General features: G+C 67.2%; 23 protein-coding genes. 11 read left to right on the forward strand and 12 right to left on the reverse strand.

Features of this window, described 5'->3' with window-relative positions; translation table 11 throughout:
- Window positions 1–22: 22 nt before the first annotated feature.
- Together AC1DIN_RS01825 and AC1DIN_RS01830 are read right to left on the reverse strand one after the other, a co-directional pair.
- The gene (locus tag AC1DIN_RS01825; protein ID WP_476808463.1) at window positions 23–700 is read right to left on the reverse strand and encodes a class I SAM-dependent methyltransferase; all 678 of its coding nucleotides are present in this window, start codon (window positions 698–700) and stop codon (window positions 23–25) included.
- The gene (locus AC1DIN_RS01830; protein WP_476808464.1) at window positions 697–1,962 is read right to left on the reverse strand and encodes a BtaA family protein; all 1,266 of its coding nucleotides are present in this window, start codon (window positions 1,960–1,962) and stop codon (window positions 697–699) included. The genes AC1DIN_RS01825 and AC1DIN_RS01830 overlap by 4 nt, the downstream gene beginning before the upstream one ends.
- A gap of 203 nt (window positions 1,963–2,165) precedes the next feature.
- Here AC1DIN_RS01830 and msrB point away from each other — a divergent pair, with 203 nt between their 5' ends.
- Complete coding sequence (msrB, locus tag AC1DIN_RS01835) at window positions 2,166–2,597, forward strand: peptide-methionine (R)-S-oxide reductase MsrB (RefSeq protein WP_476808715.1); 432 nt, start codon at window positions 2,166–2,168, stop codon at window positions 2,595–2,597.
- A gap of 105 nt (window positions 2,598–2,702) precedes the next feature.
- On the opposite strand, the gene AC1DIN_RS01840 is transcribed toward msrB, so the two are convergent.
- On the reverse strand, window positions 2,703–4,352 hold the full coding sequence (locus tag AC1DIN_RS01840; RefSeq protein WP_476808465.1) for an acyl-CoA dehydrogenase family protein: 1,650 nt from the start codon (window positions 4,350–4,352) through the stop codon (window positions 2,703–2,705).
- A 243-nt stretch (window positions 4,353–4,595) separates the two neighbouring features.
- On the opposite strand from AC1DIN_RS01840, the gene AC1DIN_RS01845 reads away from it, so the two are divergent.
- The 4 genes from AC1DIN_RS01845 (at window position 4,596) to AC1DIN_RS01860 (ending at window position 8,028) form a co-directional block, all read left to right on the forward strand.
- Window positions 4,596–6,962 carry an ATP-dependent helicase gene (locus tag AC1DIN_RS01845; RefSeq protein ID WP_476808466.1) on the forward strand — a complete coding sequence of 789 codons (2,367 nt, stop codon included), beginning with the start codon at window positions 4,596–4,598 and terminating at the stop codon, window positions 6,960–6,962.
- A gap of 117 nt (window positions 6,963–7,079) precedes the next feature.
- The gene (locus AC1DIN_RS01850; RefSeq protein WP_441469664.1) at window positions 7,080–7,274 is read left to right on the forward strand and encodes a type II toxin-antitoxin system HicA family toxin; all 195 of its coding nucleotides are present in this window, start codon (window positions 7,080–7,082) and stop codon (window positions 7,272–7,274) included.
- 1 nt (window position 7,275) lies between these two features.
- Window positions 7,276–7,563 carry a type II toxin-antitoxin system HicB family antitoxin gene (locus AC1DIN_RS01855; protein ID WP_476808467.1) on the forward strand — a complete coding sequence of 96 codons (288 nt, stop codon included), beginning with the start codon at window positions 7,276–7,278 and terminating at the stop codon, window positions 7,561–7,563.
- Window positions 7,564–7,605: 42 nt separating this feature from the next.
- Window positions 7,606–8,028 (forward strand): GNAT family N-acetyltransferase, encoded by a 423-nt coding sequence (locus AC1DIN_RS01860; RefSeq protein WP_476808468.1) that lies wholly within the window; start codon window positions 7,606–7,608, stop codon window positions 8,026–8,028.
- 164 nt (window positions 8,029–8,192) lie between these two features.
- Here the strand turns inward: AC1DIN_RS01860 and AC1DIN_RS01865 are convergent, their stop codons facing one another.
- Window positions 8,193–8,612, reverse strand: a complete 420-nt coding sequence (locus AC1DIN_RS01865; protein ID WP_441469667.1) for a winged helix-turn-helix transcriptional regulator — start codon at window positions 8,610–8,612, stop codon at window positions 8,193–8,195.
- A 101-nt stretch (window positions 8,613–8,713) separates the two neighbouring features.
- Between AC1DIN_RS01865 and AC1DIN_RS01870 the strand changes: the two genes are divergently transcribed.
- On the forward strand, window positions 8,714–9,469 hold the full coding sequence (locus AC1DIN_RS01870; RefSeq protein ID WP_476808469.1) for an SDR family oxidoreductase: 756 nt from the start codon (window positions 8,714–8,716) through the stop codon (window positions 9,467–9,469).
- Between the two features lie 149 nt (window positions 9,470–9,618).
- Window positions 9,619–10,566 carry a 50S ribosomal protein L11 methyltransferase gene (locus AC1DIN_RS01875; RefSeq protein ID WP_441469669.1) on the forward strand — a complete coding sequence of 316 codons (948 nt, stop codon included), beginning with the start codon at window positions 9,619–9,621 and terminating at the stop codon, window positions 10,564–10,566.
- Window positions 10,567–10,623: 57 nt separating this feature from the next.
- Here AC1DIN_RS01875 and AC1DIN_RS01880 read toward each other — a convergent pair whose 3' ends face one another.
- Window positions 10,624–10,752: a hypothetical protein gene (locus AC1DIN_RS01880; RefSeq protein ID WP_441469670.1), complete on the reverse strand. Its 129-nt coding sequence runs from the start codon at window positions 10,750–10,752 to the stop codon at window positions 10,624–10,626.
- A 53-nt stretch (window positions 10,753–10,805) separates the two neighbouring features.
- The gene (locus AC1DIN_RS01885; RefSeq protein WP_476808470.1) at window positions 10,806–11,051 is read right to left on the reverse strand and encodes a hypothetical protein; all 246 of its coding nucleotides are present in this window, start codon (window positions 11,049–11,051) and stop codon (window positions 10,806–10,808) included.
- Window positions 11,052–11,448: 397 nt separating this feature from the next.
- Here AC1DIN_RS01885 and AC1DIN_RS01890 point away from each other — a divergent pair, with 397 nt between their 5' ends.
- Entirely contained in the window at window positions 11,449–13,284 is a 1,836-nt protein-coding gene (locus AC1DIN_RS01890; RefSeq protein WP_476808471.1) for an aminopeptidase P family protein, read from the forward strand.
- 118 nt (window positions 13,285–13,402) lie between these two features.
- Here the strand turns inward: AC1DIN_RS01890 and AC1DIN_RS01895 are convergent, their stop codons facing one another.
- The 4 genes from AC1DIN_RS01895 to AC1DIN_RS01910 all read right to left on the reverse strand — a co-directional run bounded on the left by AC1DIN_RS01895 (window position 13,403) and on the right by AC1DIN_RS01910 (window position 16,803).
- Window positions 13,403–13,702 (reverse strand): AzlD family protein, encoded by a 300-nt coding sequence (locus tag AC1DIN_RS01895; RefSeq protein ID WP_149133317.1) that lies wholly within the window; start codon window positions 13,700–13,702, stop codon window positions 13,403–13,405.
- Window positions 13,699–14,412, reverse strand: a complete 714-nt coding sequence (locus tag AC1DIN_RS01900) for an AzlC family ABC transporter permease (RefSeq protein WP_441469673.1) — start codon at window positions 14,410–14,412, stop codon at window positions 13,699–13,701. The genes AC1DIN_RS01895 and AC1DIN_RS01900 overlap by 4 nt, the downstream gene beginning before the upstream one ends.
- A gap of 24 nt (window positions 14,413–14,436) precedes the next feature.
- Window positions 14,437–15,300: a helix-turn-helix domain-containing protein gene (locus tag AC1DIN_RS01905; protein WP_476808472.1), complete on the reverse strand. Its 864-nt coding sequence runs from the start codon at window positions 15,298–15,300 to the stop codon at window positions 14,437–14,439.
- A gap of 258 nt (window positions 15,301–15,558) precedes the next feature.
- Window positions 15,559–16,803 carry an MFS transporter gene (locus tag AC1DIN_RS01910; protein ID WP_476808473.1) on the reverse strand — a complete coding sequence of 415 codons (1,245 nt, stop codon included), beginning with the start codon at window positions 16,801–16,803 and terminating at the stop codon, window positions 15,559–15,561.
- Between the two features lie 95 nt (window positions 16,804–16,898).
- Here AC1DIN_RS01910 and AC1DIN_RS01915 point away from each other — a divergent pair, with 95 nt between their 5' ends.
- Entirely contained in the window at window positions 16,899–17,873 is a 975-nt protein-coding gene (locus tag AC1DIN_RS01915) for an AraC family transcriptional regulator (protein WP_476766287.1), read from the forward strand.
- 140 nt (window positions 17,874–18,013) lie between these two features.
- Here AC1DIN_RS01915 and ligA read toward each other — a convergent pair whose 3' ends face one another.
- Complete coding sequence (gene ligA / locus AC1DIN_RS01920) at window positions 18,014–20,194, reverse strand: NAD-dependent DNA ligase LigA (protein ID WP_476808474.1); 2,181 nt, start codon at window positions 20,192–20,194, stop codon at window positions 18,014–18,016.
- 350 nt (window positions 20,195–20,544) lie between these two features.
- On the opposite strand from ligA, the gene AC1DIN_RS01925 reads away from it, so the two are divergent.
- Window positions 20,545–21,336 carry a DUF2189 domain-containing protein gene (locus tag AC1DIN_RS01925; protein WP_441469678.1) on the forward strand — a complete coding sequence of 264 codons (792 nt, stop codon included), beginning with the start codon at window positions 20,545–20,547 and terminating at the stop codon, window positions 21,334–21,336.
- Window positions 21,337–21,719: 383 nt separating this feature from the next.
- Here the strand turns inward: AC1DIN_RS01925 and AC1DIN_RS01930 are convergent, their stop codons facing one another.
- The gene (locus tag AC1DIN_RS01930; RefSeq protein ID WP_476808475.1) at window positions 21,720–23,762 is read right to left on the reverse strand and encodes a DEAD/DEAH box helicase; all 2,043 of its coding nucleotides are present in this window, start codon (window positions 23,760–23,762) and stop codon (window positions 21,720–21,722) included.
- A 360-nt stretch (window positions 23,763–24,122) separates the two neighbouring features.
- Here AC1DIN_RS01930 and aidB point away from each other — a divergent pair, with 360 nt between their 5' ends.
- Entirely contained in the window at window positions 24,123–24,944 is an 822-nt protein-coding gene (aidB, locus tag AC1DIN_RS01935; protein ID WP_476808476.1) for an AidB family quorum-quenching N-acyl homoserine lactonase, read from the forward strand.
- Window positions 24,945–24,964 lie beyond the last annotated feature (20 nt).

Raw genomic sequence — 24,964 nt, forward strand, 5'->3', positions numbered from 1 at the left:
CTTCACCTCCGCAGGCGCGCCGCTACGCAGCCTCGCGGCTGCGCGTGACGACGGCATGCATCGCATAGCCGCGATACGGCGCGCCGAGCCGGCATTCGGCTCCGGCAGCTTCCGCCAGCGCCCGCACTGCTCCCGGCAGATCCTCGCGTGGCGTGACATGGAAAAGGGCGAGCCAGCGCAGCAGCACCGCCTTGAACGCCGCCGGAAGCCCGCTCTGGTCGCCGAAATCGACGATATGCAATGAGCCGCCCATGTTAAGGCGGCGCAGCGCCTCGGCGACGACACCCTGCCAGGGCGGGATCATCGATAGCGCATAGGAGATCACGATCCGGTCGAAGCCCTCAAGGCCGAACAGCGCCTGCGGATCGAAACCGGTGGCGTCTGCCTCGGCAAGCTGGATCCGATCTTCCAGCTCCGCCCGCGCCACCGAAGCGTGCGCCGTCGCCAGCATCTCGCTGGAGACGTCGAGCCCGTAGCAGGCACAGGACGGGTAGCGTCTTGCGATCTGGATCAGGTTGCGCCCGGTGCCGCAGCCGATCTCCAGCACGGCGGCGCCGGGAGGAGGCTGCAACCCGTCGATAAGCTGGTCGCGGCCGAGCAGATAGAACTTCCGGCTGGCGTCGTAGATATGCCGTTGATGCCGGTAGATCCGGTCCATCAACCCGGCGGCCGAGCCGCCCGGCGCCTCGGCCGCGCTCACCGGGCCGCCCCCTTCAGCACATAGAGGTGGAAGCCGCCATAGATCGCCGAGCGGTCCTGCCGGCAGAGATCGCGGCTCCGCTCCTCCTCGTACTGCCACTGATCGAGGATCGCCGCCGGCACCCGGCCCGGCAGCAGCCGCTCGTCGGCCGCCGTGCGGAAGATCACCCGCGCGCCCGGCCGCGCCGTCCGCGTGATCTGCGACCACAGCGCCGTGAGGTCGGCGTCGTTCATCCAGTCCTGCGCATCGAGCAGCACATAGGCGTCGCAGCTTTCGGCTGGTTGGTCTTCAAGAACGGCCGTGATCGCGCTCTGGCGATACGAGACGTTCGGGGCGCGCTCCTTCACCGTCGCGAAATGCCGCGGCTGCAGATAGGGCGGGAAGGCCGCATCCGGCCCCTCGCCATAGCGCCGGCCGAAAGCCTGCTGGGCGAAGTAGTTCTCCTTCAGGTCGAAATCGCAGGCCAACCGCTCAAGCCTCAGCTTCAGCGCGCCGAGGATGCCGTCTTCGCCATCGGCGGCGAGCGCCTTGTACTGTGCCGGCGGGATGCCGAGCCCGTAGAGCGAGGCCGGCTGGCGCACGAGCCAGCGCACCAGCTTGCGCTCGAAGACCGGCGCGAGATGCTGCTCGTAGAGCGCACGCTGCTCGGAAAGGTCGCGCGCCGCCAGCATCATCAGCGGGTTGCCGCCTAACGCCCGCGCCAGCACATGGCCCGTGCCGATGAAACGGCCGAGCAGGCCGTAGCGATAGAAGCCCTTGGCGAAGACGTTGATCCGGCGCTGGCCGTTAAGGCCCCGCCCCTCCCAGTAGCCGCGCGAGACGGCGTCGAGATGATCAGCGATCTCGCGGTCGTAGACGCCGACGTTGCCGCGCACGTTCGCCCGGCCGAAGAAGCGCAGGAAGTCCTCCTGTCGCTCCATCCGCGCCAGCGCCGCAAGCTTCAACCGGCCGAGCGCGATATGCGCGGCATTGAGATCGACGGCGCTGACGCGGATCGGCGCAGCCGTCAGATAGGAAAGGATGTTGCAGGAGCCCGACGCGATCGCCACGACATGGTCGTCGGCCTTGAGCTGCAGCGCCGCCATGTCGACGACCGGATCTTCCCAGATCTGTGGATAGACCAGGCCGGAGAAGGCGCGGGCGAACAGCCATTCCAGCATGCCCGCCTTCGACAGCTTCTTGCTGCGTCGGACGGCCAATCCCAGGCCCGAGCTCGTCATGCGGCGGGCCGCGCGCGCCGTTTGCGTCGCCTGTTGCGTCACCGGTTTTCCTCCCTTTGCGGGTGGCGGGGCTGCTAGAGGAGTCGCGTGACGGTCAGGTGACGAAGCCCCGGCGATTGCCACGGCCTCGTGAAATCGTCTTGGATCGGCGGGGCTGAAATTCAGCGCGCGAGACGCCATATTGCCGGCACGAGAGCCGATGAGGTGGCCACCGCCCCGGCCGAAAGGAGATCGCAATGGGTCTGATGAGCATGTTCGGCGAGCCGAAGAAGCAGGACGAGACCTTCCCCTTCCAGCTGACTGACGCCGAATGGCGCGAGCGCCTGACGCCCGAGCAGTATCAGATCCTGCGCGGCCACGGCACGGAGCGGGCTGGCTCCTGCGCGCTCAACTACGAGAAGCGCGCCGGCACCTTCTCCTGCGCCGGCTGCGGCCAGAAGCTATTCAGGTCGGGCAAGAAATTCGAGAGCGGCACCGGCTGGCCGAGCTTTGACCAGCCGCTCGAAGGCGCGGTCGAGACCAGCGAGGACCGCAAGTTCGGCATGGTCCGCACCGAGGTCCACTGCGCCAATTGCGGCGGCCATCTCGGCCACGTCTTCCCGGACGGCCCGCCGCCCACCGGCCTGCGCTACTGCATCAACGGCGTGGCGATGAATTTCGAACCGGAGGCGGCTTGACGCTCACGCGCGGTGTTCACCAGCACGTCATGGTCGGGCTTGACCCGACCATCTCAGGACGAAAGGTGATGGAGAGATGCCCGGGTCAAGCCCGGGCATGACGCCTCAACGAACCGGCACAGCCCTGCGCGCCAACGCCGCCGCGTCCACCGCAGGCGGCAGATCGCCGAACTGACCCGACCAGCCACCACCTAGCCGGGTGGCGATGAACGCGTCCGCCACGGTAGCCGGCGCATAACGCAGCAGCAGCGAACCCTGCAGCAGCAGCGCCAGCCTCTCCGTCAATCGCCGCGCCTGCCCCTCGTTGCGGATCATGTCCGGCAACTCGCCTTCCAGCCGCTTCAACGCCGCATCGTAGTGCCGATCCGCTCCGGCAGCCGACAGCAACTCCGCCCGCAGCACGTCGATAGCCCCCTCATCACGCGCCAGCGAGCGCAGCACGTCGAGGCAGATGACATTGCCCGAGCCCTCCCAGATCGCGTTGAGCGGCGCCTCGCGATAGAGCCGCGCCATCGGGTTCTCCTCGATGAAGCCGTTGCCGCCATGGCATTCCAGCGCCTCGGTGACGACGGCCGGCGCCCGCCGCGTGATCCAGTATTTCGCAATCGGCGCGCCGACCCGCGCCAGCAGCCGCTCGCCGGCCGACTCCTCCTGCCGGTCGAGCGCCGCGAAGAGCCGGAAAGCCAGCCAGGTAGCGGCCTCTGCCTCTATGGCGAGGTCGGCGAGAACGTTCTGCATGATCGGCTGGTCAATCAGCGCCTTCTGGAAGGCGCGCCGGTGCTGCGCGTGATGCGCCGCGAGCGAAACCGCCATCCGCATCAGCCCGGAGGAGGCTGCGGCGATGTCCAGCCGCGAATTGTGGTTCATCGAGAGACCCGTGCGGATGCCCCGCCCCGGCTCGCCGATCAGACGACCGATGGCGCCGCGGAACTCGACCTCCGATGAGGCATTCGAGCGATTGCCGACCTTGTCCTTGAGCCGCTGGATCGCGACGCCGTTGCGCGACCCATCCGGCAGCCAGCCCGGCACGACGAAGCAGGAGATGCCCTCCGGCGTGCGCGCCAGCGTCAGGAAGACGTCGGAATGCGGCACCGAGAAGAACCATTTCCGGCCATGCAGCGAATGGGTTCCGTCGCGATTATCCTCGGCATAAGTCTGCGTCTGGCGCAGATCCGAGCCCCCTTGCGTCTCCGTCATCGCCGTGCCGACGGTCGCGCCGGTCTTGAGATGCGCCGGTCCTTGTCGAGCGTCATAGCGATTGGAGGTGACGAGGGAACCCCACTGCTCCCAAATCAATGCGTCCTGTTTCAGCACCGGCACGGCGGCATAGGTCATGCTGATCGGGCAGCAGATCCCGCTCTCCGCGCCGTACCAGAGATATTGCAGCGCGGCGCGGGCCACCTGCGCGCCGGGCCCCGGACGGTTCCAGGCCAGCGCATGCGTCTCCTGCCCGATGGCGAACCCCATCAGCTCATGCCAGGCCGGATGGAAGGCGATCTCGTCGATGCGATTGCCAAAACGGTCGAAGGCCCGAAGCTCCGGCGTGTGACGGTTGGCGAGATAGGCCAGTTCCTGCACGCGGGCCGAGCCGACCGTGCGCCCCGCCTCCTGCAGCCGCTCGCGCGCCCAGTCGGCCCCGAAGGCCGCGACGATGCCGGGCAGCACCGGATCGGCCAAGAAGGCATCGTAGTCGGCCAGCACAGGCACCTGATTGATGACCTCCCAGCCGCCGGATCGCGACACGACATCAGTCATGGGCGCCTCCTCTCCACACGCGAGCCCTCGTCCTGAGGAGCAGCCGCAGGCTGCGTCTCGAAGGATGATCCAGATCGCGGGAGAACCTCAAGGAGGCTATTGAAGCATCCTTCGAGACGGCCCTGCGGGGCTCCTCAGGATGAGGGCTCGATATTTTCAACGCCTTGTCGGTGGGGGGCGCAATCCCGACACTGACGCCCTATATTCGCCGGAGAACGAATCACGCACGAGCAGCTTAGACCCTTGTCCGATACCGACGCCTTTTCCGCTCCCCTGCCCCGCCCCGGCGGGCTGGCCGCGCGCGCCGCCGCACAGCCGGCGGCCGGCTATCTCGCGGGTCTCAACCCGGAGCAGCGCCAGGCGGTCGAGGCTACGGAAGGCCCGGTGCTCGTGCTCGCCGGCGCCGGCACGGGCAAGACCCGCGTGCTGACCACCCGCATCGGGCACCTGATCTCGACCAGCCGCGCCTACCCGTCCCAGATTCTCGCCGTCACCTTCACCAACAAGGCGGCGCGCGAGATGAAGGAGCGCGTCGCGCATCTCGTCGGCCCCGTCGCCGAGGGCATGCCCTGGCTCGGCACCTTCCACTCGATCTCGGCCAAGCTCCTGCGCCGCCACGCCGAACTGCTTGACCTGCGCAGCGACTTCACCATCCTCGACACCGACGACCAGATCCGCCTGATGAAGCAGGTGATCCAGGCCGAGGGCATCGACGAGAAGCGCTGGCCCGGCCGCATGCTGGCGGGCTTCATCGACAGCTGGAAGAACCGCGGTCTTGCGCCCAAGGACGTTCCCGCGGGCGAGGCAGCCGTCTTCGCCAACGGCAAGGGCGGCAAGCTCTACGCCGCCTATCAGGAGCGCCTGAAGGCGCTGAACGCTGTCGATTTCGGCGATCTCCTGCTGCATTGCCTGACGCTGTTCCGCGACTATCCGGACGTGCTCCAGACCTATCACGACCGCTTCCGCTACATCCTCGTCGACGAGTACCAGGACACCAATACGGCGCAGTATCTCTGGCTGAGGCTTCTCGCCCAAGGACGCCGCAACATCTGCTGCGTCGGCGACGACGACCAGTCGATCTATGGCTGGCGCGGCGCCGAGGTCGACAACATCCTTCGGTTCGAGCACGATTTTCCGGGCGCGACCGTGATCCGGCTGGAACGCAACTACCGCTCGACCGGCCATATCCTCGCCACCGCCTCCAAGCTGATCGCCCGCAATGAAGGCCGTCTCGGCAAGACGTTGCGCACCGAGGATGCGCTCGGCGAGAAGGTCACCATCACCGGCGCCTGGGACAGCCAGGAGGAAGCCCGCCTCGTCTCCGACGAGATCGAGGCGATGCAGTCCAAGGGCCAGGATCTCGGCCAGGTCGCGGTGCTCGTCCGCATCTCCGCCCAAATGCGCGAAATCGAGGAGCGCTTCGTCCAGGCCGGCGTGCCCTATCGCGTCATCGGCGGCCCGCGCTTCTACGAGCGCGCCGAGATCCGCGACGCGCTCGCCTATTTGCGCTGCGTGGTCTCGCCGACCGACGATCTTGCCTTCGAGCGCATCGTCAACGTGCCCAAGCGCGGCCTCGGCGACGCGACGGTCCAGCTCCTGCACAACCATGCCCGCGCCACCGGCTTCTCGCTGATGCAGTCGGCCCGCGCCGCGGTCGAGAGCGACGAGCTCAAGCCCAAGGCCCGCACGGCGCTGCGCGAACTGGTCGAGGCCTTCGGCCGCTGGTCGGCCCGCGCCGAGCACATGCCGCAGGGTGAGCTCGCCGAGCTGGTGCTGGAGGAATCCGGCTATACCGAGATGTGGAAGAAGGATCGCTCGGCCGATGCCGCCGGGCGCCTCGAAAACCTCAAGGAACTCGTGCGCTCGCTCGACGAATTCCCGGATCTGCCGGCCTTCCTCGAGCACGTCTCGCTCGTGATGGATGTCGCCGACGGCGAGGCGGAAGCCCGCGTTTCGATCATGACGCTGCATGCCGCCAAGGGGCTGGAGTTCGACACGGTCTTCCTGCCCGGCTGGGAGGAGGGCCTGTTCCCCAACCAGCGCGCGCTCGACGAGAGCGGCCGCGCCGGCCTGGAAGAAGAGCGCCGCCTCGCCCATGTCGGCCTCACGCGCGCCCGCAAGAAGCTGAAGCTCTATTTCGCCTCGAACCGCCGCATCCACGGCCTCTGGCAGACCAGCCTCCCCTCCCGCTTCATCGACGAATTGCCGGAGGAGCATGTCGAGGTCGAGCAGGCCCCCACCAGCTATTCGCAGGGCGGCTACGGCGCCTCGCGCTTCGATCGGATGGAGAGCTTCGGCTCCAGCTACAACACGCCGGGCTGGCAGCGCGCGCAGGAGAATCGCGCCAAGAACGGCGGCGGCGGAAGCGGCTTCTCCGAAAGCGGCCGCGGTTTCGGTTCAAGCTCGCGCCAGCGCGGCCCGCTGCTGATCGAGGGCGAGTTGACGGCCAAATCCACCGGCGAATCCGCCTATGGCGAGGGCGCCCGCGTCTTCCACGTCAAGTTCGGCCCCGGCTCGGTCGCCAGCGTCGACGGCAACAAGCTCACCGTCGATTTCGACAAGGCCGGCCGGAAGATGGTGCTGGATAGCTTCGTACAGAAGGCGGGGTAATTGTTTGATCTCTTATGCGGTGCTGGAGTGCTTCTCTTAGATCAAGTTGTAGAGCAATTTTAAGAAGTAACCATTCGCCAATTATCCGGTGCGGATCGAATCGAGGATCTCACACCGATGCTCAACAACAGCGCCGACATCATGCGCCGCCTCGAACGCGAGGGTTGGGAATGCGTGCGCGTCACCGGCTCGCACCATGTCTTCAAAAAGCCCGGCGTCCGTGACACTATCGTAGTGCCGCATCCGAAGAAGAGTTTCGGACCCGGCCTCGTGTTGAAAATCTACAAGCAGGCAGGCTGGCCGCGCGACTGACATGACCCACTACGTCGCCATCATCGAGGATGCAGGCCCCGACCATGCCGTCGGCGTCTGGTTTCCCGATCTGCCCGGCTGCTTCGCGGCCGGCGATACGTTGGATGAAGCCCTGCTCAATGCACCGGAGGCCGTCGCGGTCTGGATCGAAGCGCAGGGCGGGGCAGCGCCCCGAGCACGGCCCCCTAGCGAATTGAAGGCCGATGCCGAGACAGCAGCCGAGATGGCTCGGCACGCGATCGCCCTTATCCCGGCGTCGGATGTATCGCTCCAGCCGGCAGCGGAGTAGAAGCGGCGCCTACGCCGCCGACTCTTTGACGAAACGACCGATATGACTCCCCAGATCGCGCTGACCGACGCCGAGGACGATGCTCTTCGCGACGTCCTCCATAACGGCCTGCGAAGCTACAACGACGAGAAGATCGGTCGGAATGATCGCCAGACGCTGACGATCCGGGTCGATGATCCCGACACCGGCGAGCCGATCGGCGGGCTCATGGGCCGCAGCTCGCTCGGCCTGCTCTTCATCGATTTCTTCTATCTGCCGAAGAGCCTGCGCGGCTCCGGCGTCGGCAGCCGCATCCTCGCCATGGCGGAGGAGGAAGGCCGGCGGCGCGGCTGCAGCAAGGCCGTGCTCTATACCATCAGCTTCCAGGCGCCGGAATTCTACAAGAAGCTCGGCTGGCAGGTCTTCGGCGAGATCGCGCCGAAGCCACCGGGCGCGACCCGGATCTACCTGACCAAGGACCTCTAAGCGCTCGGAGTCCCCTGTAGATTCGAACCCTCATCCTGAGGAGCTGCGTGAGCGGCGTCTCGAAGGATGTTCCAGATGTCTCTGGAGCCTCCTGGACCATCCTTCGAGACGCAAGCCGATGGCTTGCTCCTCAGGATGAGGGCTGCGCGTCTGCGAACGAATGATCAGGCGCCGCCTTCCCGCTCGCGGAACGCCTTCCGCGCCGCCGAGACTTGCGGATAGTAGGTCTCGGCCCAGACCCAGACGCCGCAGAAGGCGGCGCTGAGCTCGCGGCCGAGCTCGGTCAGCGTATAATCGACATGGGGCGGGATCACCGGATGGACGGTGCGGACAACCAGCCCGTCTCGCTCCATTTCCCGCAGCGTCTTGGTCAGCATCTTCTGGCTGATGCCGCCGACCATGCGGCCGACCTCTGTGAAGCGCAGCGTGCCGTGCTCCTCGAGCGCCTCCAGAACCAGCATCGTCCATTTGTCGGCGACCTGAGCGATCACCTGCCGCACCAGCGACTCCACCGCGGGGCTCACCGGAGGGATCGCTTCGCTGCGCGCATGCATCGCCGCCATCGCGGTTCGGATCGCCTGCATCGACGCTCTCCTTTTGGTATGTATGGAACCTTTCGGCGCCTTCTTTCCATTGAAGAGTAACGATGCCAACTGGTGTCACGCAACCACGAAAGGGACTTGCGATGAACATTTCCGGCAACACCATCATGATTACCGGCGGCGGCTCCGGCATCGGCCGAGCGCTGGCCGAGGCGCTGCACGCGAAGGGCAACCAGGTCATCATCGCCGGGCGCCGCGAAGCCGTGCTCGACGAGGTCACCGCCGCCAATCCGGGTATGGCTTCGATGCTGCTCGACATTCAGGACAGGGCCGATATCGAAGCCTTCGCCCGCCAGGCCGTCGAGCGCTTCCCGAAGCTCAACGCCATCATCAATAACGCCGGCATCATGAAGCCCGAGAATGTCCCAGCCGCCGACAATCTCGCCATCGCCGAAGAGACAGTCACGACCAACCTGCTCGGCCCGATCCGCCTGACGACCGCACTGCTGCCGCATCTGTTGAAGCAGCCAAGCGCCACGGTCCTGACCGTCTCCTCCGGCCTCGCCTTCGTGCCCCTGGCGGTGACGCCGACCTACAGCGCGACCAAGGCCGCAATCCATTCCTGGTCGATCGGCCTGCGCGAGCAGCTGAAGGATACGTCTGTCGGGGTCATCGAGATCGCCCCGCCCTATGTCCAGACCGAGTTGATGGGGGCACAGCAGGCCGTCGACCCCACCGCCATGCCGCTCGCCGACTTCATCGCCGAGGTCACGACGATCCTCGAAACCCGACCCGACGCCGCGGAGGTCATCGTCGAGCGCTGCAAACCGCTGCGCTATGCCGAGGCCACGGGCAATTTCGCCAATGTCTTCGCCGCGCTGAACGCCCAGCACGCATGATGCCCGCGTCATTCTCGGGCGCCGCACAGCGGCGCCCGAGAATCTCAGGACGGGAAGGCGCTTGTTTCGGAGATGGCCGGGTCAAGCCCGGCCATGACGCCTGCGCCGCACCGCATGACAACACCGCCCCGCCCTGCTAATGCCACCGCATGCGCGAAGGCCTCCTGCCAGCGACGGTCGCGACCGTCTTCGAACTCTCCACCTCGGGCGAGAAGGCCCGGGCCCTGACCGAATTGCTCGGCGAGATCTTCGACCCGACCGAGACCGCAATTTCGGCTTTCGAGATCGAGGAAGGCGTCACCACGCTTTCGCTGAATGCGCCCTGGAAGGTCGAGATCTACTTCGCCCAGCACCCGGACGAGGAGGCGGTGCGCGACCTGCTGCGCCCGATCATCGGCGATCTCGTCGACACCACGCCCTTCACCACCGTCAACACGCGGGATTGGGTCGCGACCAGCCTCGACGGGCTGAAGCCCGTGCGCGCCGGCCGCGTCATCGTCCACGGTGCGCATGACCGGGATGTCGTGCGGGTCAACGACGTCGCCATCGAGATCGAGGCGGCGCTCGCTTTCGGCACCGGCCATCACGGCACCACCTCGGGCTGCCTGCTGGCGCTGCACGCCGAGCTGAAGAAGCGGCGTCCGCGCCACGGGCTCGACGTCGGCACCGGCACAGGCATCCTGGCACTGGCTCTGGCCAAGCAGATCAAGCGCAAGGTCGTCGCCGGCGATATCGACGCGATCGCGGTCGAGGTCTCCGCTCACAACGCCCGCCTCAACCACGCGCCCAATGCGCTCGATCTCTATGTCGCGCCGGGCCTGCGCCACGCCAAGGCGAACCGGCCCGGCCGTTTCGACCTCGTCTTCGCCAATATCCTCGCGGGGCCCCTGAGGCAGCTCGCGCCCTCGATCGCGCGCGTGCTCTCGCGGGACGGGACACTCATCCTGTCCGGCCTGCTCGCCATGGACGTCGCCGGGGTGGTCTCGGCCTACCGGCACCACGGCATCTATCTCGTCAGCCAGTCGCTACGCGAGGGCTGGGCGACCCTGGTCATGAAAAAAGGCGGCGCAGCCCCGAGGCTCCGCCGCCCTGCCTGACCTCCGGCGCCAGAGCATCGGGCCTGATAGGCCAACGCCGCTAGAAGCGCGAGGTTGTTACTCGCCAATATGGCCGTACTCGCGCGCGGCCTCGGCCTGGAGGCTACGAGCATCGTGCCAGACGGCGGCGGTGAACTTCGCAGCGTCGACGATCTGCTCGACGATATGCTTGATGATGGTGATCATGGTTCGGGTCCTGTGTGCTATCGGCGCGCGGGCTGGCCGCAGCGGCCGGAAACTCAGCGGTTAAAAGGCAGCGAGACGTCGCTCGACAGCGTCGCGGACGGGTAGCCGCCCAGCACGATCTCGGCCTCGTTGACGAGGAGGTTGCGGGCACGCAGTTCGCGAGCGGCGGAGCGTTTGCGGCTTTCGATCAGCGCGGCATAGAGGCGCTGCATCACGCTCGGCTTGTCGGCTTTGCTGGCCCTGGTTTCGGCCACCACTGCTACGTGCAGCACGTCGGCGTTGTTCAACACATAGGTCATGGGTCTATCTCCGAAAAACGAAGGACAGTCCCGGTCGCTTCCTCGTTCTCTTATGCGACTAAACTGGGATCATTTCGCACATGCGAGAAGATATGTTCGCATATGCGAGATATGCGAAAAACGCATGCAAGAAGCCAATATCCGTAAATGTTTGCGTATATTGCATAACCAAACAGCACAATGCCGGCCTGTAAGGCAGCGCGATCCCACGGAACAGGCATCGCCCGCCGGCGCATTTGCACTGGCGCTTTCGCCGATGGAGCGCAACGATGGCGCACACCATAGCGTCGGACCGAAAAGGGGAATCCGCTTTTCGGAGAAATTCGACGCGATAACAATTACATAGATCGCCGTGGTCGTTCGACAGCACGCACGACCATTTGAGCCGGACCCCGCCATGACCGAATCGACCCTGCCGACCTGCCGCTTCCAGTCCTTCTCCGAGCCCAGCGACCCAAGGCTGGTTGCCGGCCGCGTCGCTGCGCTGCGCATGGCGCTCACGGCGCAAGGTCTCGACGGCTTCGTCATCCCGCGCGCCGACGAGCATCAGGGCGAATATGTCCCGGCCCATATGGCCCGCCTCGCCTGGCTGACCGGCTTCACCGGTTCGGCCGGGAACGCCGTCGTGCTGGCTGACAAGGCCGCTCTGGTCGTCGATGGCCGCTACACCATCCAGTCTGCCACGCAGACCGACACGGCGGTCGTCACTCCCGTCCGCATGGAGGAGACTCCGCTGGAGCGCTGGATCGAGCAGAACCTGCCGGCCGGGGGCAAGCTTGGCTACGATCCCTGGCTGCACACGGTCGACGGCGTCGCGAGGCTGGAGAAGGCGGCAGCCGCGGCCGGCGGCAGCCTCGTCGCCATCACGGTCAATCCCATCGACGCGCTCTGGTTGGATCGCCCGGCCGCGCCCGCGGCACCGGTCAAGGCTCATCCGGCCGACTATGCCGGCGAGGACTCCGCCTCGAAGCTCGACCGCATCCGCAAGGCGCTGGCCGAAGCGAAGGTCGATGCCCTCGTCGTCTCCGATCCGCATGCGCTGGCCTGGGTGTTCAACATCCGCGGCGGCGATGTCGAGCACACGCCCTTGCCGCTCGGCTACGCCATCGTCCCGCGCGAGGGGCGCCCGACCGTGTTCCTCGCGCCCGAGAAGATCACCAACGAGGCCGGCGACGCCATCGGCGCGGTCGGCGAGATCGCAGCCCCGGCCGAGCTCGAAAACCAGCTCAAGAAGCTCGGTGCGGCCAAGGCCAAGGTCCGCCTCGACGCGACGACCGCCGCCGCGGCCCTGGCGACGCTGATCCGCGATGCCGGCGGCACGCCCGACGCCGGCACCGACCCGATCGCGCTGATGAAGGCGCGCAAGAACGCTGCCGAGCTCAAGGGCACCCGCACGGCCCATCTGCGTGACGGCGCGGCGATGACGAACTATCTCGCCTGGCTCGCGCGCGAGGCGCCGAAGGGCGATCTCACCGAGATCGACGCCGTCGCAGCGCTCGAAGCCGAACGTCTCAGGACCGGGCTGCTGAAGGACGTCTCCTTCACCACGATCGCTGGCGCAGGCCCCAACGCCGCCCTCCCGCATTACCGCGTCAGCGAGGCGACCAACCGCCGGCTGGAGCCGGGCATCTTCCTGGTCGATTCAGGCGGCCAGTACGAGGACGGCACCACCGACATCACCCGCACCATCGTCATCGGCGAGCCCACGGCCGAGATGCGCGACCGGTACACCCGGGTGCTCAAGGGCCATGTCGCGATCTCGCGGCTGGTCTTCGTCAAGGGAACCTCCGGCGCGCAGCTCGACGCCTTCGCCCGGCTGCCGCTCTGGCAGGGCGGCTTCGACTTCGACCACGGCACCGGCCACGGCGTCGGCAGCTATCTCTCGGTGCATGAGGGGCCGCAGCGCCTGTCCAAGCTCGGCATCACGCCGCTGGAGCCGGGTATGATCCTCTCCAACGAGCCCGGCTACTACAAGCAGGGTGAATACGGCATCCGCATCGAGAACCTGATCGTCGTCGAGGAACGCGCGATCCCCGGTGCCGAGCGCACGATCTACGGCTTCGAGACCATCACGTGGTGCCCCTATGAGCGGGCGCTGATCGACACGGCACTGCTCGATGCCGGCGAGATTGCCTGGATCGACGCCTATCACGCCACGGTCTGGCAGAAGCTCAGCCCGCTGGTCACGGGCGAGGCCGAGGAATGGCTGGAGAAGGCCTGCCGGCCGTTGTGACCCGGCGTCAATCTCGGGCGAAGCGCAGCTTCGACCCGTGAATCTCCTGCCGGAAAAGGGGCGAAACCGCAGCCTCTGGTCATGAGATGCTCGGGTCGAGCCCGAGCATGACGGCAGCTCACATCACCATCCGGAACGCCACCACCGCCACCACGCCGACGGCCACCACACCCAGCAGCGGCAGCCGGGTCGCGGCCAGTGCGGCAATCGCCGCCGCCGCCGTCTCGGCCCAACCGGTGGCGAGCGCGCTCGGCGCGATGACGGCGACAAGCACGGCGGGCGGGATCGCATCGAAGGCGGCTTGCGCGCGGGGTGACAGATTAAGCCGCCCGGCGAGCGCGAGCCCGGCGACGCGCGTCGCATAGGTCACGATCGCCATGCCGAGGAAGGCGAGAAGGTTGATCGGATCGACGCTCACGCCTCGACCTCCTTCGTCATCGGAAGCTCCTCCGCGCCGGCCGCGAGCCAGGCCGCCAGCAGACCGCAAAGGGCGCCCGCCGCGACATGCCAGGGCGGCCCGGCAAGGCGATAGGTCACGGCCGAGGCGATGCCCGCCGCCGCCACCGTCCAGAACGTCACCCGTCCCTTCCAGAAGGCCGCGACCAGCGCGATGAAGAGTGCCGTGAAGGCGAAATCGGCGCCCAGCCGCTTAGGATCGCCCAGCACGGCGCCGATGGTCGCCCCCAGCGTCGAGTTGACGAGCCAGCCCAGCACGAAGGGGATGACCATCGCGAACCAGTAGGCCGGCGTGAGCCGGTGGGTGCGGGAGCGCTTCTCGGCCAGGGCCCAGTTCTCGTCGGCCATGTAATAGAGGCCGAGGAATTTCTGCCAGCGGCTGAAGCCCTCGAGCTTGGGCGCGAGCGATGCCCCCATCAGGACATGGCGGGCATTGATCAGCAGCGTCGAGAAGACCAGCGCCGCGACCGGCGCCGGCGTCGTCCACAGCTCCACCGCTGCAAATTGCGCCCCGCCGGCGAAGACCATGGTGCTCATAAGGAACACCTCCAGCGGCGACAGCCCCTTACTGGCGGCGACCGCGCCGAAGAGCAGGCCGATCGGCGCCGCAGCCACCGCAGCCGGCCAGATATCGTTCAGGCCGCGCCTGATGTCGTCACGCATCGTGGACATGGTTGGGTTCTTTCGGAAGGGCGCTCAGCCGAGATGCGCCGCGCGGAAGGCGCCGGGCGTCACGCCGAAGCGCGCCTTGAAGGCCCGCGTCAGATGCGGCTGGTCGCAGAACCCGGTCGCGGCGGCGACATCGCCCGGCATGTCGCCGCGCCGCAGCCGCTCGCGCGCCCGCCGGACCCGGACATCGACCAGATAGGCATGAGGCGTCAGCCCCGTCTCCTGCCGGAAGGCACGGATCAGGTGATGGCGCGGCAGGCCGGTGAGCCGGGCGAGATCGGCGAGCGACAGATCCTCTTCGTAGCGCGCCTCGAACAGTTCGCGCGCCCTGGCGACGGGGCCGGCCTCGGCCCCGACGGGGCGGACCGAGAGATCGGCATGGCGCGCCAGGCAGAGCGCATAGAAGCGCAGAAGCATCTCCTCGCCGGCCAGCAGATCCTCGCCGTCCTCGATGGCATGATGCGCGGCGGCGAACAGCGCAGCCCCATCGGGGTCCTCGACCAGCGGCAGCGGAAAGAACGGCGTGCCGACACTGTCCCGGCCGCTGAGCGAGGCCGCGACCTCGCGGATCAGCCCGACCTCCGGATAGGTCATCCGGTAGCTGTAGCCCGGCCCGTAGGGCTCCCCGTCATGGGTCTCGAGCGGATTGACGAAGGCGATCTGGCTCGGGCGTGCGTAATGGCGCTCGCCCCGGATCCGGAAGGTCTCGCAGCCGGCCTCGATGATGCCGATCACATAGCTTTCATGCTGATGCGGCGCGTAGGCGTGGCGGCGGAAGGTCGCGGCGAGGCAATCCAGCCCGTTGAAGCGCTCGGCCGGAAACAGCTTCGCCCGCTCGCCGGCGACGAGCGGTTCGAGGCCCAATGTCTCGCCTTGTGTGACTGCTTCCATGGCGCGAGCATAAACGCTCTCGCGGCGCTGCTGTCTTGAAGAAAAGTGATCGGGCGCATCACGCGCCCGATGTGTTTCGTTGCCCGGCGATGGGATTCACGGTTCGGCCGGAGCACCTTTTCGAGCCCTCGTCCTGAGGCCCGAAGGGCCGTCTCGAAGGGCGATCCAGATGTCTCCGGAACCCTCTGAAGCATCCTTCGAGACGCAAGCCGTCGGCTTGCTCGACAGGATGAGGGCTCAGATGCTCGAACAGCGATCTCAAATGGCGTGCGCGGCGGCTTTGGCACCGACCCGTTCCGGGCTCTTCGCGCCGAGCAGCAGCACGCCGAGCCCGCCGACCAGGGTCGCGACGGTGGCATAGGCGATCACACCGAGCGTGCCGAAACCGTCGACCAGGAGCCCGCCGAAGATGGCGCCACTCGCAATCGCGACCTGGAAGGCTGCAACGAGCAGGCCGCCGGCAGATTCGGCCTCCTCTTCCGGTGCGACGCGCACCAGCCAGGTCTGGAAGCCGACCGGCAGCGCGCCAAAGGCGAAGCCCCAGAGACCGACAGCGACCGCCGAGGCGATCGGCGAGGCGCCGGCGAACAGCAGGCTCACCCCCATCAGCGCGATCGCGAAGGCGCCGAAGATCACCGAGGCCTTGGCGCTGCGGGCCGTGATCGCCCCGCCAAGGAAGTTTCCGAAGAAGCCGCCGACACCATAGGCCAGCAGGACGAGCGAGATCGCCTCGACCGAAAGCTTGGGGATCTGCTCCAGGAACGGTCGCACATAGGTGAAACCGGCGAAGTGCCCGGAGATCACCACGACGATGCCGGCCAGGACAAGCGCGATGCTGGGCTGGCCGAGCAACCGGAAGAGCGTGCGGATATCGGGCGAGCCGCGCGCCGGCAGCCGCGGCAGCACCGCCATCTGGATGACGAGCGTCGCCACGCCGATCAGAGCCGAGAGCCAGAATACGACGCGCCAGCCCCAGAGGTTGCCGACATAGGCGCCGATCGGCGCCGCGCTCACCGTCGCAACCGAAACGCCGGTGAAGATCAGGGACATCGCCTTGGGCAGGGCGCTCGGCGGCACGAGCCGCATCGCGGTCGCCGCCACCATCGACCAGAAGGCCCCGAGCCCGATGCCGAGCAGGACACGCGCGAAAAGCAGCGTCGGCAGATTGGTGGCGACGGCAGCGAGCGCGCTGGAGACGATCAGCAGTCCGGTCAGCGACCAGATCACGAGGCGCCGGTCGATGCCGCGCGTCACGATGGCGGCGGCGAGGCCGGCTATGGCGCCGACGACCGCCGTTGCGGTGACGGCCTGCCCGGCGGCTCCGACGGAAACGCCGACATCGGCGGCCATCGGGGTCAACAGGCTGGCGGGCAGGAACTCGGCGGTCACGAGGCCGAAGACGCCGAAGGTCAATGAGACGACCGCGGCCCAGGCCGGCTTTTCGCGGGCCTCCTCGGCAGTGTCGTCGAATTCAAGTGCGGTGGCAGACAGGGAATCTGACATGGGGGTCTCCATGAAGTCGCCGGAAGATGGGCGTGGCCTCGTGGAGTTTCCATGCTATATCATCCGCATCTCATGACCGTTCGTCCAGGATTGCCATGACCGCTTCCGCCGACCACCTGACCGAGATGCTCCGGGGCCTGAGACTCGACGGCGTCGACTACAGCCGCTGCCAGTTGGCCGCGCCCTGGGGCGTCGCCTTCCCCCCGACCAATGAAGCCTATTTCCACTTCATTTCGCGCGGCCGCTGCTGGCTGAAGACGCAGGCCGGCGAATGGCTGGAACTCGCCGATGGCGACGCCGTGCTGCTGCCACGCGGCGGCGGCCACGTCCTGGCGAGTTCGCCCGAGGTCGTCGCCTCCCCGCCCTGCGACTGCCGGGTGCGCGAAACCTATGGCAATATCTTCGATGTCGAGGGCGGCGGCACCGGCGAGCATATGCTGCTCTTCACCGGCCGCATGACCTTCAATGTCGATCTCGACCACCCGCTGCTGCGGTTGATGCCTGACCTGATGCGGATGAGCGATTTCATCGCCAACGAGCCGGGCATCCCGCATCTGCTGGAGGCGATGGGCCGCGAGGTTGCGATGGACCGGGTCGGTGCAGGCGGCATCCTCGCCCGCCTCGCCGACGTGCTGGCAGCCGCGATCATCCGCGCGTGGGTCGAGCGCGGCTGCGGCGCCGCCAAGGGCTGGGTCGCTGCGGCGCGCTGCCCGACAATCGGCAAGGTGCTGGCGGCCATCCACGCCCATCCCGAGGCGGACTGGACGGTCGAGAGCCTCGCCGAGCTGATGGGCGCTTCCCGTTCGGGTTTCGCCGAGCGCTTCGCCGAGGTCGTCGGCGAGACTCCGGCCCGCTATGTCGCGCAGGTCAGGATGCATCAGGCCCGGCAATGGCTCGCTCGCGACAAGCTGCGGATCGCGGTGGTCGCGCAGCGCCTCGGCTACGAGTCCGAGGCTTCCTTCAGCCGGGCCTTCAAGCGCGTTACCGGCACGGCACCGGGCCAGGTGCGGGCGGCGGGCGAGGCGCAGCCGGCCGCGATGTTCACGCCGCCGGCGGAAGCGGCGGAGTAGCTGACAGGCGACCCAGTTGTCGTCATGCTCGCCCTTGTGGCGAGCATCCACGTCTTGAACACGACCCTCGACCACGAAGACGTGGATGGTCGGGACAAGCCCGACCATGACGGCAACCGTTGCGGTCATGGGTTCCGCGCTCAGGTCCCGGCGCTTCCACCCACCAGATCGAACCAGCCGGCCTCGTCGATCACTTCGACGCCATGCTTCGCAGCGTCCTTGAGCTTGGAGCCCGCCCCCGGTCCGGCCACGAGCAGGTCGGTCTTCGACGACACCGAGCCCGCGACCTTGGCGCCGAGCCGCTCGGCCATCGCCTTGGCCTCGTCGCGGGTCATCCGCTCCAGCGCGCCGGTGAACACCACGACCTTGCCGGCAACGGGGCTCGCCGAGGCCACCGCCTCCAGAGGCTGCGGCGAGACCTGCGCCAGCAGGCGGTCGAGCAATTCCTCGTTATGCGGCTCGCCGAAGAATTCGATCAGCGCCTCGACCACTGTGGGGCCGACGCTATCGATGGCGTCGAGCTCCTGCCGCTCGGGCGAGGCCTCGTCGGCAGCCGCGATGCCGGCTGCCCGCAGCGCCTCGAACGAACCGTAATGCCGCGCCAGAAGCCGCGCGGTCGTCTCGCCGATATGGCGGATGCCGAGCCCGAAGATGAAGCGGTTGAGCGGCGGCCGGCGTCGATCCTCGATCGCGTCGAACAGCTTCTTCGCGCTGACGGCGCCGAAGCCTTCCTTGTCCTTGAGCTTCTTGAGATTGGCCGCATCGCGCTCGGCCAGCGTGAAGATGTCGGCGGGCTCCTTCACAGGCAGTTCGGGATCGCTGTGAAAGAACTCGATCTGCTTGTCGCCGAGCCCGTCGATATCCATCGCATCGCGCGAGACGAAATGCTTCAGCCGCTCGACGGCCTGCGCCGGACAGATCAGGCCGCCGGTGCAGCGACGCACCGCATCTTCCTTGCCGGTGCGCGGATTGAGCTCCCGCGTCGCATGGCTGCCGCAGGCCGGACAGAGCGTCGGAAATTCATAGGGTTTCGAATCCGCCGGCCGCTTCGACAGATCGACCGCCTCGACGCGCGGGATGACGTCCCCCGCCCGCTTCACCGTCACCGTGTCGCCGATGCGAATGTCGGTGCCGTCGCGGATCGGCGAACCCTTGGAATCGAAGCCGCGGATATAGTCCTCGTTGTGCAGCGTCGCGTTGGTCACGACGACACCGCCGACCGTCACCGGCTTCAGCCGCGCCACCGGCGAGAGCGCGCCGGTGCGGCCCACCTGGATGTCGATCGCTTCGAGAAGGGTCGTCGCGAGTTCCGCCGGGAATTTGTGCGCGATCGCCCAGCGCGGCGCCCGCGAGACGAAGCCGAGCCTGGCCTGCAGCGCGAGATCGTCGACCTTGTAGACCACGCCGTCGATATCGTAGCCGAGCGTCGCGCGCTGGCTCTCGATCAGCCGGTACTGCGCGATCAGCTCCTCCACGCTCTCGCAGCGCTTCATCAGCGGGTTCGTGCGGAAACCCCAGCGTTTGAACGCCTCGACCACGCCCATCTGCGTCGGCGCCGGCAACACCGGCATCTCGCCCCAGGCATAGGCAAAAAACCGCAGGGGCCGCGAGGCCGTGACGCTAACGTCGAGCTGGCGCAGCGAGCCTGCCGCGGCATTGCGCGGATTGGCGAATTCGGGCTGCCCCTTCTCGCGCTGGCGTTCGTTGATCCCCGCAAAATCGGCATGACCGAGATAGACCTCACCGCGCACTTCGGCGATCTCAGGCACATCCGGTCCGGCGAGCGTTCCGGGGATTTCGGAGATGGTGCGGGCATTGAGGGTGACGTCCTCGCCCTCCTCGCCATCGCCGCGCGTCGCAGCCGAAACCAGCTCGCCCTTCTCGTAGCGTAGCGAGAGCGACAGGCCGTCGATCTTCGGCTCGGCGGTGAAGGCGATGCCGCCCTCCTCTTCCCTGCGGCCGAGGAAACGGTAGACCCGGCCCGCGAACTCGGCCACGGCCTCATCAGAGAAGGCGTTGTCGAGCGAGAGCATCGGCACACGGTGCCGGATCTTGGCGAATTTGCCTGAAGGCTTGGCGCCGACCTTGCCGCTGACGCCGCCGGTTTCCTTCAGCTCGGGAAAAGCCTCCTCGAGCGCGACCAGACGCCGACGCTTCGCGTCATAGGCCGCGTCGTCCATGATCGGCTGATCGTCCTGGAAATAGGCGTCGTTCGCGGCCTGCACCTGCGCTGCGAGCTGCTTGTGCTCGGCCTTCGCCTTGCGCGGCGTCAGCTCGGCAACGGGCGTTTCGGAGAGGGCGGTGTCGTCGGAGTCGCTCATGGCACAGCATTAGGCGAGATGGCGGTGACGAGGAAGGGCAGGAACCGCTGCATCGCGCCGCTCCAGCCCCGCAGCCCTCATCCTGAGGAGTAGGCCATCGGCCTACGTCTCGAAGGATGCTCCAGATGGCTCCGAACCTCCTGGAACATCCTTCGAGACGCCGCAGGCGCGGCTCCTCAGGATGAGGGCTCGGGGGGCCAATCCTCACATCCGCGAGATGCCTTGCGACAAATCCGGCTTTCGCGCGTATAGTTTAGGCGCTGGGAATTGGAAGCTCGACGCCATCGGCCGTTGACGCCAAGGACATGTCGACAGCCATGGTGAACCGGGCCGGAACCGGGAGGCTCGCCATGGCCAATGTTGACGGCACCGTACATGACATCGTCACGCTCTCGCAGCCGCGCATCAAGACCATCACCACGAGGGATTTGCGCGAGGCGCTGCAGCGCGGCTGGGAAGACTTCATGGCGCAGCCGAGCCATCTCGTCTTCATCGCCGTGATCTATCCGATTGCCGGCATCCTGCTGGCGCAGCTCACCGTGAGCTACAACATCTTCCCCCTGCTCTTCCCGCTGCTCAGCGGCTTCGCGCTGATCGGCCCCTTCGCCGCGATCGGGCTCTATGAGGTGAGCCGCCGCCGCGAGAAGGGGCTCGACTCGTCCTGGTCCCACGCACTCGAAGTGCTGCGCTCGCCGTCGATCGGGCAGACCGTCCTTTTGGGCGCGATGCTGACCGGGCTCTTCCTCGCCTGGCTGTTCAGCGCCTGGTTCCTCTATCGCGGGATCCTCGGCCTGCCGGCCGACGTCTCGACCGCAGATTTCCTGCGCGCTGTCTTCACCACGGCCGATGGCTGGATCATGATCGTCATCGGCAACTCGCTCGGGCTGCTCTTCGCGATCGCCGCCTTCGCGATCTCGGTGGTGTCGTTCCCGCTGATCATCGACCGGCACGTCGACGCCCCGACCGCGATCCGCACCTCGATCGCCGCCGTCGAGGCCAATCCGCGGGTGATGATGTATTGGGGCCTGATCGTGACGGGGCTTCTGGTGCTCGGTTGCCTGCCTGTGCTGGTCGGGCTGGTCGTGGTCATGCCGGTTCTCGGCCACGCCACCTGGCATCTCTATCGCAAGGTCGTGGGCTGACCGGCCGGCCTGGGGTCGAGCGCGCCACGGGCGCGCGCTCCTGTCGATACGGGAACTTTTTGCCCCCAAAAGGGGTTCACTCCCTGCCAGATCGAGCCTGACGGCTCCATTCAGTCAGGGGGTTTTTCATGAACAACATCATTTATATCGTCGGCCTCGTCGTCGTCGTCCTCGCCATTCTCTCCTTCCTCGGCCTGCGCTGAGGCGGGGGACCGGAAGCGCCCACCCAACGGGCGACGGCTACCGATCTTCAAAGAAATAGCGCCGTCATCCCGGGCTTGACCCGGGATCCATCATAGAGCGCAGAGCCCTACGATCGATCCCGGATCGGCGCTGCTGCACAGCTTGTCCGGGATGACGGCGCTTTGTGTAAAGGCTGAAGCTCAGCCGCGAGGGCCCCCGCGCGGCTTACCCTTGCCGAAGGGCTTGCCGCCGGCCGGGCGCCCGCCATCGGGCTTGCCCGCGAAAGGCTTGCTGGCGAAGGGCTTGCCCTTCCCCTCATACGGCTTCTTGAAGCCGCCACCGGGCTTGCCGTCGTCTCGGCGCGGCGGACGCGCGTCGTCGCGCGGAGGCCTGCTGTCGGCGCGATAAGGCTGGCGGTCATCGCCTCGCGGCGCGCGCTGGTTCGCGTCCCGGGGCTCGAATCGCGGCCGCTGCGGCCTGTCCTCGCCAGCCGCCTTATCATCGCCCCAGCTCTTCCGCGGCGCGGCCGGACGCTCGGCCTTGTCGGCGAAGGATTTCGCCGGACGCCGCTCGTCCGCTTCCGCCATCTCGATCACGATCTTGTCGCGATCGGGGATGCGCACGGATTCGTAGAAGCGCTCGGCCACCTCGGCATCGATCTCGACCTTGGTCTCACGATCAAAGATGCGGATCGCGCCGACCTCGTCGCGCGTGATCCGGCCGCGCCGGCACAGCATCGGCAGCAGCTGGCGCGGATCGGCGCCCTGCTTGCGACCGATGTCGAGCCGGAACCAGACGGTATCCCCGCGTGGCCCTGCCGGCTTGCGCGGCCGCTCGCCATCCTCGCCTTCGTCGCGCCCCGCGCCGAAGGGCCGACGCTTGGCGGCATAGTCCTCGTTCGAACGAACCGGACGGCGCTCGTCTCGGCCGAAGCCGGGATCGCCGACCTCTTCGGCCGCCGGCAGCCGCGCCCGATAGAGCCTGACCAGCGCCGCAGCGATGTCGCGCGCCTCGCGGCCGGCCATCAGCGCCTCGATCATGCCGACATCGTCTTCGCCGGTCTCGCCACTGAGCATCGGGTCGGCCAGCAGGCGCTCCTGATCGAGCGCGCGGATCTCCTCCGGCGTCGGCGGGCCGATCCACTCGGCCTCGACCTTGCCTTCCATCAGCAGGCGCTCGGCCTTGCGCCGACGCGACTGCGGCACCAGCAGGACGCTCGTGCCCTTGTTGCCGGCGCGGCCGGTGCGGCCCGAGCGATGCTGCATCACCTCGGAATCATTAGGCAATTCGGCATGGATGACGAGGTCGAGTCCCGGCAGGTCGATGCCGCGCGCCGCAACATCGGTCGCGACGCAAACCCGCGCGCGTCCGTCGCGCAGCGCCTGGAGCGCCGCATTGCGCTCGTTCTGGCCGAGTTCGCCGGACAGCGCGACCGAAGTGAAGCCGCGCTCCAGCAGGATCGCCTCGAGATGGCGCACCGCATTGCGGGTGTTGCAGAAGACCAGCGCCACCGGCGCATTATGGAAGCGCAGCAGGTTGACGACCGCGAGCTCGGCTTCCTTCGGGAAGACGCGCACGGCCTTGTAGGCGATGTCGGCATGGCCGCGGCGGGTCGCTTCGACCTCGATGCGCAGCGCATCGCGCTGGTAGCTCTGCGCGAGCTGGACGATCGCCTTCGGGAAGGTCGCCGAGAACAGCAGGCTGCGGCGCTCCGCCGGCGTGGTCTTCAGGATGTATTCGAGATCGTCGCGGAAGCCGAGATCAAGCATCTCATCGGCCTCGTCGAGCACGACAGCCTTCAGAGCGGAGACGTCGAGGCGGCGGCGCTCGATATGATCGCGCAGGCGGCCGGGCGTACCGACGACGATATGGGCGCCCTCGTCGAGCAGCATCGCCTCGCGGCGCGGGTCCATGCCGCCGACGCAGGAGATCACCCGCGCACCGGTCTGAGCATAGAGCCAGGCGAGCTCGCGCTGCACCTGCAAGGCAAGCTCGCGCGTCGGCGCGATGATGAGAGCAAGCGGCTCGGCGGCAGGGCCGAGCTTCTCGGCGGTGCCCAGCAGGGTTTCGCCGATGGCGAGACCGTAGGCGATGGTCTTGCCGGAGCCGGTCTGCGATGAGACCAAGAGGTCGCGCCCGCGGGCGGCCTCTTCGATGACGGCGCTCTGCACCGGCGTCGGGTCGGAGTAATTGCGATCGGCGAGCGCGCGCGCGAGCGGCGGGCTCGTGAGGGAAAAGGACATGCGATAAGGGCCTAAAGGTTTGCGGCGTAAGATGAATTAACGGCGCGAAGCGTGGCGATGGGTTCAGGCGGCATTTGGTAATCGGACCGAAAAGTGGGTCTCACTTCTCAGAAAATCCGATGCCAAAACAAATAATTAGGTCGCCCCCAGGGGCGTCCAGCAGGACGCATGGCGATCTAACGGGCAGCTGCACCATCGGATGACAGCAGCTCATAAAGCAAAGCGACACAAAAGGAAATGCGGCATTCCCGCGCCCTGCGCAGGGCCGGGCCGGGCCGGACGCGCCTTGCCGGCAAGGCGGCGGGCCCACTAGCTTCCCAGCTTCACCGAACGTGCAAGATGCCGCAGCGGAGAACAGCCATGGTCCAGCAGTCCCGCCGCATCGGCGCCTACGAGATATCGATCCTGCATGACGGCGTCTTCGAGGCCCCGCTCGATGTGCTGATCCACGCCGACGGCGCGGCCGCTCGCGACGAGGCGCTCGCGCGTTGGGGCAAGCCGAAGATCAACATCGTCGTGAACTGCTTCGCGCTGAAGGGATCGGACGGCATCACGCTGATCGATGCTGGCACCGGCCCCTCCTGGGGCGCCGCGATGGGCCATGCCCCTGCGGCCATGGCCGCCGCCGGGATTACACCAGAGGATGTCGCCCGCGTGCTGATCACGCATCTTCATGGCGACCACGCGCTCGGCCTGTTCGACGGCGATGCAGCCCGCTTCCCGAATGCCGAGATCATCGTGCCCGAGGCCGATTTCGGCTTCTATGGCGACGAGGCCAATCGCGCGCGGACGCCTGAGAGGAAGCAGGGCGCCTTCGTCATCACCGCGACGTTGAAGAAGCTCTATGCCGGCCGCATCCGCTCCGTTCCGGCCGGCGAGGCGCGGCCCGGCATCAGCTTGCTCCCCCTGCCCGGCCACACCTTCGGCCATAGCGGCTATCTGATCGAAGGCGAGAACGAGAGCCTGCTGCTCTGGGGCGATGCGCTGCATCTCTCCGACCTCCAGGCCTTGGACCCGGATATCGGCTTCGTCTACGATCTCGACGCTGCGACTGCGCTAGCCTCCCGCCGCGGCATCCTGGAACGCGCCGCGCATGAGAACTGGCTCGTCGGCGGCGGCCATGTCGAGGGCTTCCGGCGGGTGGTCAAGAAGGGCGCGGGCTACGAATTGGTCGCCGCGTAGGTCATCAACCACCGTCATTC

The sequence above is a fragment of the Allobosea sp. 05T438 genome (assembly GCF_056396025.1).

What these genes read in the sequence shown, in the direction of transcription:
- msrB (WP_476808715.1), top strand. Translation starts at nt 2,166, where the DNA reads ATGAGCATGTTCGGCGAGCCGAAGAAGCAGGACGAGACCTTCCCCTTC.
- AC1DIN_RS01840 (WP_476808465.1), bottom strand. Translation starts at nt 4,352, where the DNA reads ATGACTGATGTCGTGTCGCGATCCGGCGGCTGGGAGGTCATCAATCAG.
- AC1DIN_RS01850 (WP_441469664.1), top strand. Translation starts at nt 7,080, where the DNA reads ATGCTCAACAACAGCGCCGACATCATGCGCCGCCTCGAACGCGAGGGT.
- AC1DIN_RS01855 (WP_476808467.1), top strand. Translation starts at nt 7,276, where the DNA reads ATGACCCACTACGTCGCCATCATCGAGGATGCAGGCCCCGACCATGCC.
- AC1DIN_RS01860 (WP_476808468.1), top strand. Translation starts at nt 7,606, where the DNA reads ATGACTCCCCAGATCGCGCTGACCGACGCCGAGGACGATGCTCTTCGC.
- AC1DIN_RS01865 (WP_441469667.1), bottom strand. Translation starts at nt 8,612, where the DNA reads ATGCAGGCGATCCGAACCGCGATGGCGGCGATGCATGCGCGCAGCGAA.
- AC1DIN_RS01870 (WP_476808469.1), top strand. Translation starts at nt 8,714, where the DNA reads ATGAACATTTCCGGCAACACCATCATGATTACCGGCGGCGGCTCCGGC.
- AC1DIN_RS01875 (WP_441469669.1), top strand. Translation starts at nt 9,619, where the DNA reads ATGCGCGAAGGCCTCCTGCCAGCGACGGTCGCGACCGTCTTCGAACTC.
- AC1DIN_RS01880 (WP_441469670.1), bottom strand. Translation starts at nt 10,752, where the DNA reads ATGATCACCATCATCAAGCATATCGTCGAGCAGATCGTCGACGCTGCG.
- AC1DIN_RS01885 (WP_476808470.1), bottom strand. Translation starts at nt 11,051, where the DNA reads ATGACCTATGTGTTGAACAACGCCGACGTGCTGCACGTAGCAGTGGTG.
- AC1DIN_RS01890 (WP_476808471.1), top strand. Translation starts at nt 11,449, where the DNA reads ATGACCGAATCGACCCTGCCGACCTGCCGCTTCCAGTCCTTCTCCGAG.
- AC1DIN_RS01900 (WP_441469673.1), bottom strand. Translation starts at nt 14,412, where the DNA reads ATGTCCACGATGCGTGACGACATCAGGCGCGGCCTGAACGATATCTGG.
- AC1DIN_RS01905 (WP_476808472.1), bottom strand. Translation starts at nt 15,300, where the DNA reads ATGGAAGCAGTCACACAAGGCGAGACATTGGGCCTCGAACCGCTCGTC.
- AC1DIN_RS01910 (WP_476808473.1), bottom strand. Translation starts at nt 16,803, where the DNA reads ATGTCAGATTCCCTGTCTGCCACCGCACTTGAATTCGACGACACTGCC.
- AC1DIN_RS01915 (WP_476766287.1), top strand. Translation starts at nt 16,899, where the DNA reads ATGACCGCTTCCGCCGACCACCTGACCGAGATGCTCCGGGGCCTGAGA.
- ligA (WP_476808474.1), bottom strand. Translation starts at nt 20,194, where the DNA reads ATGAGCGACTCCGACGACACCGCCCTCTCCGAAACGCCCGTTGCCGAG.
- AC1DIN_RS01925 (WP_441469678.1), top strand. Translation starts at nt 20,545, where the DNA reads ATGGCCAATGTTGACGGCACCGTACATGACATCGTCACGCTCTCGCAG.
- AC1DIN_RS01930 (WP_476808475.1), bottom strand. Translation starts at nt 23,762, where the DNA reads ATGTCCTTTTCCCTCACGAGCCCGCCGCTCGCGCGCGCGCTCGCCGAT.
- aidB (WP_476808476.1), top strand. Translation starts at nt 24,123, where the DNA reads ATGGTCCAGCAGTCCCGCCGCATCGGCGCCTACGAGATATCGATCCTG.